Source organism: Sandaracinobacteroides sp., from assembly GCF_057137845.1.
Genome location: NZ_DBNHFX010000044.1, coordinates 1 through 7341, shown reverse-complemented (window position 1 = coordinate 7341; position 7341 = coordinate 1). Strand labels below are relative to the sequence as shown.

The following is a 7341-nucleotide window of genomic DNA, read 5'->3' as shown; positions in this document are numbered from 1 at the left end:
ACCAGTGCAGAACTGATGGCACGTATTGTGGCATCGATAGTGCCGGTACGGGATGCTATTCCGCTTCGACAGGTGCTGGCCGAGGATTTTCCGCGTGATTGTATGCACCTGCCAATTGCTGGAGGTTGGGGTTATAGTCAGGACGATGCGATCCGGTTTGTGAAAAGCGAATTCCGCGGTCCACTTGATTTCGTTGGCCTAGAATATCATATCGCTCAAAAACTTCTCTATGAACAATTGATCATATTTCGTCGAAGTGGAGAGAAATTTTCTGGTATCGACCATAAACTTGTCAAGCAGAGGCTTGTTTTTGCAGACGAAAGACAGTTCGACTGTCTGACGTTTGAGGTTCATTGTTGGACAGAGCAGCACTGGAATGCATTGTCGCAGGAATGGACAGATAGCGCATTTGGCACTGCGCCCGAGTTCGATCAGGCCGAACATTTCCGAAGGCGGGAGGCCGCGCGGGTCAGTTACGTACGCGAGTTCTGGTTTGATATAACTGAACTATGGGTATCTTAGGCTTACCAAGAATTTTGTTTGCGATTGGCCGTCGCTCTGCACGCTTGGGTGTAGGAAATTCTGCGTCCCTGCGGCCCCCGCCAGGGCGGCGGGTGGGGTCGACGAACCGCTCTTTACGGACAGCCTGATGTCGCGCTAGGCAACGCACATGTGGCGCTGGCTTGGATTTGCGGCCCTTGTGGGGCTTGTGGTGGTTATCCTGATGGCATTTCATCAGCCGCCGATGCGGCTGATGCCGGTGCCCCTGGCGTTTGAAAAGTCGGGTTCGGCGCTGTTTGCAGCGAACGGCAACCTGCGCAAGGACAACCGGATCGAGCTGTTCTACGCCAGCAACCGCCTGCCGGTCGGGCCGCGTAACAATCGCGTCTATGCCGTGACCCCCGGTCGCGACCTGCTGCTGGGCGTGTCGACGGTGCGCATCGGCGACGAGGGGACGAGTTGGGATCGCGTCTATGAATGGTCGCTCGGCATGGACGGAGACGAGCGGCCGCAACTGATCCTTGAACGGATGGCCGAAATGGCCGCCCTGCCCGAAGGACCGGTGCCGGCGCCTTCGGCAACGCTGGATCCGCAGCTTCGCGCGTGGCTCGGCCTTGTCGACGAGGCGTTGCGGCGCAGCCCGACCCACGATCTGGTCATCTATGTGCATGGCGCGAACTCGACGGTCGAGCGCGCCGCCGGGCAGGCGGCGCAGCTTCGGCATTTCACCGGCCAGCACGCAGTTGTGCTGCTGTTTGCGTGGCCGACTGCCGAAAACTTCCTTGTCTATCCACGCGATATCGTCACCGCCTTTGGCGCGGCGCCGCAGTTCGCACGCCTTGTCGAACTGCTGGCTACCCATACCGATGTGCGCAGGATCCACGTCCTCAGCTATTCCGCAGGCGGCACCGTTGCATCAGACGGGCTGGCGCGGATCGGCGTGCTGTCGCGCAAGGATCATTTCAGCCCGCGCCTCGGGCAGGTGCACCACGCAGCGCCCGACGCCGACTTCCGGGGCTTCGTCGGCGACCTGCGCGATTACGCCGGCATCGCCGACCGGGTGACGGTTTCGCTGAACATGGAGGATTCCGCGCTGCGGCTGTCGGAGGTGATGAACCGGGGCTCGCGCGCCGGCCGCCCCGACCTGCGCGAACTTTCGCCCGGCGATCTGCGCTTTCTGCAGCAGGCCAACCGCGAACTGGGGCTGGAAATCGTGCGCGTGCGCCCCGGCGATCTGCAGGGCGTTTCCGCCCGGTCGCACCTGTTCTGGTATATGGATCCGTGGGCCGCAAGCGATGTGCTGTTGCAACTGCTGTTCGGCCTTCCGGCGCCGGAACGCGGGCTGGCGGCCGGGCCAGGGGCAAGCGGGCTGGATTACTGGGTGTTCCCGCCGGACTATCCGGAACGGTTGCCGGGCGTGATTGCCCGTGCGTCAGGGATCGCGGCGAAACTGCCCGCCGTGCAGGAACGTGATCGCCTGGCCGACGCTGGCGGGGTGCATGGGCATCAGGCTGTGGGGCACGGGAACGACAATGAAGTCGCGCATGCCATCAAGGCGGGTCGAGGCAACTGACACCTTGCCGTCGTTCGGGCGCGGCAGAATGCTTTCCGGCAGCAACGGCATCACGTCGCCGGCAACGATCCCCAGCTCGTAATCGACGGGGCCGAACAACGCTTCGTCGGCCAGCAGCCGGTGGGTGCGCAATACCCCGCCCACCGGCCCGAGCACCGCAGGCGACAGCTTCAGTTCATAGAGGAAATCCGCCAGTTCCGAGCCGTGGTTGGGCGGCGCCAGCATCACCACCCGGCCCAGCCGCGCCGGGCGGTAGCTGGCGATCAGCGCGCGGGCAACCAGACCGCCCAGCGAATGGGTGACGATGTGCAGCGGGCCATCGAGGGTTTCCTCGAACCGGCGCATCCGGGGCGCCACCAGATCGAGGATCCCCTGCATCGATTTGCGCATGCCGAAGCCGGGCGTCAGCGTTGCATAGCCCGCATCGCCAAGCTCGGCCGCGAGCACACCCATCGACAGGCCCGTGCGGCCATGCCCGTGCAGCAACAGGACGCCGGCCGTCATCGCGCGCCAGAATGCTTCATGCGGTCAGGGCCTAGGGCTTCTCGTTGAAGAGTTTGCGCAGGAACACGGTTTCCACTTCGCGGCGCAGGTCGTTGTTGGGCTTCTTCAGGAAGCCATGGCCTTCATCCGCGAACAGCACATACCAGACTTCGTTGCCGCGCCCGGCCAGCTTTTCGACGATCTGGTCGGATTCGAATTGCGGCACGCGCGGATCATTGGCGCCCTGCATCACCAGCATCGGCCGGGTGATGCGGCTGACGTTGTTCGCGGGCGAGATTTTTTCGAACACCTCGCGCATTTTCGGCAGCCGCTCGTCGCCATACTCGGCGCGACGGTTGTCGCGGCGATAGCTTTCGGTGCGTTCGAGGAAGCTGGTGAAGTTCGAGATGCCGTAGCGTTCGACCCCGCCGACCAGACGGTCGGAATAGTGGGTCATGACGGCAAGCGACATGTAGCCGCCATAGGACTGGCCATAGACGGCGACACGCGACGGATCGAGACCGGGCTGTTTGGCGACCCAGTCGAGCAGGGCGCCGATGTCCTTCACCGAATCCTCGCGCTTTTCGGCATTGTCGAGGTTGAGATAGGCCTTGCCATAGCCATCCGAGCCACGGACGTTGGGCAGGATCACGGTCGCCTGCAACGCATCGGCGAAATATTGCGCGCCATAGTTCCAGACCGGTCGCGACTGCGATTCCGGGCCGCCATGAATGTCGAGGATGACCGGCGTGCGGACACCCGGCGCAACCCCGGTCGGCCGATAGACGAAGGCCGGGATCTGGCGCCAGTCGAACGAGGGGAAGTGCACCAGTTCCGGCACCGAGAGCCGCGCCGGATCGAGGCCGCCGAGTTCCGATTCCGTCCAGCGGCTGACCTTGCCGTCGGCGATGGTCAGCGCCCAGACGTCGCCCGCCGTGCGCGCCCCCGTGAAGCCGAACGCCAGCCGCTTGCCGTCGGGCGAGAATTGCAGCGCCGTCAGCACGCCTTCGGGAACACCCGCCAGCGGCACTTCCTTGCCGGTGGTGCGATCGAGCAGGTGCACGCGGGAATAGCCATCCGCGTTGATCGACCAGGCGACGAGACGCGCATCGGGCGACAGGTCGAAGGCTTCGACGTCCCAGCGCAGGCCGGGCGTCAGCACGGTTTCCTTGCCTGACTGCCGGTCGATGGTGACGAGGCGCCGGGTATCCGAGTTGCGGTCGGAGATGGCGATGACGTTGCCATCCGGCAGGAAACGCGCATCGTCGTAGCGGGCAGGCGGCGCGTTGGGCGTGACCGCGCGGCTGGCGCCGGTTGCCATGTCCATCAGCATCACCCGGCTTTCGCGGTTCGAAAGCGTGCGGATATAAAGCAGGCTGGCGCCGTCGGCCGAAAGGTCGGACGGGGCAGCGGCGCCTTCAATTTCGGCGATCCGGCGCGGCGCTGCATCCGACTGCGGGTCGGCGGCAAGGAACGCATAGGCCGACGATCCCTTGCGCGCCTGCGCCCACAGCATCAGCCGGCCGTCACGCCGGAACACCGGCTGGCCGTTGCGGGTGCCGGGTTCGCTGACCTGCCGGGCCGGGCCTGCAAGCCCCTGCACGAAAAGCTGGAACCATTCGTCGCCGCCGGTATCGCGGATCTTCACGAACTTGTCGGTGCCGGGGATCACATGCGCCGATGCGACCGGTTCATCGCCGAAGCTGATCTGGGTGCGCGCGCCGCCCGGAAAGGCCACATGGTGCACCTGCTGGGTGGCGCCGAAGCGGGTGGTGATCAGCATCGAGCCATCGGGAAGCCAGCCCTGAAAACCGGCGGCGCGGCTGTTCTGGTATCGCTGCACCGCAGCCGCGATGTCGGCAGGGATCGCCGGCACGTTCAGCAGCGTCGCCGAGCCGACGGTGCGGGTTTCGGCGGCGACGGGCGCGTGCAGCAGGCCGATCGCCAGCGCCAGCATCGGCAGACGGAGGAGGGTGGCGGTCTTCATGCCGGTGTCCTTTGCGAGACAGTATAGGCGAGCGCGCGCTCGAGGACGGCGAGCGGCATCGCGCCCGCCTGAATCACTGCGTCGTTGAAGTCGCGGACGTCGTAGGCGGCGCCGAGGGCGGCCTTCATCTTTTCGCGCAGCCGCAGCATCTGCGTGTGGCCCACCTTGTAGCCGCAGGCCTGCCCCGGTGAAGCGCAATAGCGGTCGATCTCGGACTGGCAGGCAGCGCGCGAACGCCCGGTCGTCGATTCCATGAAGTCGATCGCCTGATCGCGGCCCCAGCGCTTGTGATGCAGGCCGGTATCGACGGCCAGACGCGACGCGCGGAAGCGCAGCGCCTGCAACATGCCGAGCTGGCCGAAGGGGTCGTCCTTGTAGAAGCCGAGTTCGTCGACCAGTTGTTCGGCATAGAGCGCCCAGCCCTCGGTGTAGGCGTTGAAGCCGAGGAAGTTGCTGATCAGCGGCACGTCGTCGCGATGTTCAGCGAGATAGGCGCCCTGCCAGGCGTGACCGGGGATCCCCTCGTGCGCGGAAAGCGACGGGATGGTGAAACGCGGCCAGTTCGCGGTGTCGGCAAGGTTGATGTAATAGATGGCTGGCCGCGAACCATCGAGCGAGGCGAAGTTCATATAGCCAAGCGCCGCGCCCTTTTCGATTTCCGGCGGAACCCGCTTCACCACCAGATCGGCGCGCAGCTTCATCCGCGAATACAGCGGCATCATCGCACGCAGGGTGTCGATGTTCCGGCCGACATAGGCCAGCGCCTCGTCGCGGCCGGCGTCGGTGTTGGGGAAAAGCTGCTTCGGATCGCGGGTAAGCGCCGACATGCGCTGGCCGACGGTTCCCTGCGTCAGGCCCTGCGCCTTCAGCACGCGATCCATCCGTTCGTCGAGTTCGCGGCCCTGATCGAGGCCCATCTGGTGGATGGTGTCGGGGTCGAGGTCGGTGCTGGTCGCATATTGCAGCGCCCAGCGATAATAGTCGGCGCCTTCGGGCAGTTTCCAGATGCCGGCGTCTGCGGTCGCCTTCGGACGGCGGGCCGCCACGTCGGCGATCTGGCGGTCGAGCGCCGGATAGATGGCGCGCGCAACGATGGCTTCGGCGCGGGCCGCCCAGTCGCCGGCGATGCCTTTCGCCGCCGTTCGCGTCGTCAGCGACGACACCAGCCGCGATTGCGCCGCAGGCACCGCCCGCAGCGCGCGCATCTGCCCGAGCGCGGTATCCAGCAGGAAATCAGGGGGCAGCACGCCCGCTGCCGAATCGGCGCGAAGCTGCGCGCTTTCCTCGTCGAGGATGGTGGCGAAACCCGAAAGCCGCGACAGATAGGCCTCGGCGTCGTCGCGGGTTTCCACCTTGTGCACGGAATCGAGGAATTCCGGGAAATTCTGGTAGCTGCCGTCCTGCTGCGAGACGACATAGGGCACGCCGCCGCCGAACACGCCGGCCGAGCCATAGCGGAAGCGGCCGGCGCCTTCGCCGTTGGCCAGCAGATAATCGACCGATTCAGCAAGGAATCCATCCCTGGCGGGAAGTGCTGCGCGGTCGACGCCCTTCATCATGGCGCGGTAGCGGTTGTTGTCGGCCAGCGCCTGCCGGCGCCCGACGACGCCCGCCCTGTCGACCTTGGCCCTGAGGTCGGCGTTGGCGCCGGTGTCGAGGCCGAGGTAGCTGGCCATGATCGGCGACGTGCGAAGCGCATCGTCGGCCATGCGGTCGAGCACCGCCTTCAGCTTGGGGTCGAGCGCAGCGCGGGCGGCTTCGGGCAGCAGCGCTGCAGCACCGGCAGCCATGGTGGACCCGAGGAACAGGCGGCGTGAGAGCATCGAGATTTCCCTTCCCTGAAAGCAGGCCGGTCGCTTCTATAGCGAAGGGGGCCGGTTACTCAAGGATCGGGGTGGCCGGCGGGACGAACCGCCGGCACTGGCCAGCGCAACGATCAGCGCAGGCGCATCACGGCGGGGCCGGGTTTCGCTTTGCGGCGCAGCAATCCGCCAACCAGACCGAATCCCGCCAGCATCATCGCCCAGGATGACGGTTCGGGCACGTAACCGGTTCGCACGCCGTCAATGTAGAGCGACGTCAGATGTCCGGCTCCATACTCCTCTCTCCAGCCGTTTGAATACTTATAATCTCTACCCCAGCCTTCAATTAAATTGAGATCAAACACAAAATCATAATATGAAAAACGATTCTGTTTTATATAAAAAGACGAAGATGCGCAACAATCAGTAATTGCGAAAAATTCAATGAAATTTATCTTATTATTATTTATAGACATATCAATAGTAGGTTGATAAGTATCCGTAATCCTAATACCCTCCATATCGATAACTGTCCAATACACTTCGCTAGAATCGAAGTCTCCTTCATAATGTCCAGACAGATTGATCGTAAATGTCCAAGGAGTTCCCTTCGGCAACAGGCCGTCTCTTCCACAATATGGCACGATCTCCCCGTTCTCCGACAGCATGCATTCGCCGACTGAGCTGAGGACTTTTCCTTTTGCGGTGAAACTGATGGTTCTGACCGCTGCCTGCGCCGGTGTTCCGATCAAACCCGGCAAAGCGATCAAGGCAAGGAGCAATACCCTGTTCATGACTTTTCCCCTCTACGCATACAACTGGTGAACAATATCGGATTTTCGCCTTTCCGGCAACGCGCGCGCAGCATGGGCAGCCCGTCCGCTTTGCTATACAGCCGGGATCGGGGTGGTGCGCTGGCTGGGTATGCGGACAATGATGCGCCAGACCAGTTCCGCCGACAGATACAGCATCACCGGCACCAGCAGATAGCGATA

General features: G+C 63.6%; 5 protein-coding genes and 1 pseudogene. 2 read left to right on the top strand and 4 right to left on the bottom strand.

Annotated elements, in window-relative coordinates:
• Both AC16JP_RS02170 and AC16JP_RS02165 read left to right on the top strand, forming a co-directional pair.
• A partial coding sequence (locus AC16JP_RS02170; RefSeq protein WP_484338960.1) for a hypothetical protein occupies positions 1 to 522 on the top strand: 522 nt, incomplete at its 5' end.
• Between the two features lie 148 nt (positions 523 to 670).
• Positions 671 to 1633, top strand: a pseudogene (locus AC16JP_RS02165) (alpha/beta hydrolase); the annotation flags it as partial.
• Between the two features lie 300 nt (positions 1634 to 1933).
• Here AC16JP_RS02165 and AC16JP_RS02160 read toward each other — a convergent pair.
• The 4 genes from AC16JP_RS02160 to AC16JP_RS02145 all read right to left on the bottom strand — a co-directional run bounded on the left by AC16JP_RS02160 (position 1934) and on the right by AC16JP_RS02145 (position 7140).
• Entirely contained in the window at positions 1934 to 2578 is a 645-nt protein-coding gene (locus AC16JP_RS02160) for an esterase/lipase family protein (RefSeq protein ID WP_484338959.1), read from the bottom strand.
• A 31-nt stretch (positions 2579 to 2609) separates the two neighbouring features.
• Entirely contained in the window at positions 2610 to 4544 is a 1935-nt protein-coding gene (locus AC16JP_RS02155; RefSeq protein ID WP_484338958.1) for a S9 family peptidase, read from the bottom strand.
• Positions 4541 to 6367 (bottom strand): DUF885 domain-containing protein, encoded by a 1827-nt coding sequence (locus AC16JP_RS02150; protein WP_484338957.1) that lies wholly within the window; start codon positions 6365 to 6367, stop codon positions 4541 to 4543. The genes AC16JP_RS02155 and AC16JP_RS02150 overlap by 4 nt, the downstream gene beginning before the upstream one ends.
• A gap of 113 nt (positions 6368 to 6480) precedes the next feature.
• Positions 6481 to 7140 carry a PEPxxWA-CTERM sorting domain-containing protein gene (locus AC16JP_RS02145; protein WP_484338956.1) on the bottom strand — a complete coding sequence of 220 codons (660 nt, stop codon included), beginning with the start codon at positions 7138 to 7140 and terminating at the stop codon, positions 6481 to 6483.
• Between the last annotated feature and the right edge of the window lie 201 nt (positions 7141 to 7341).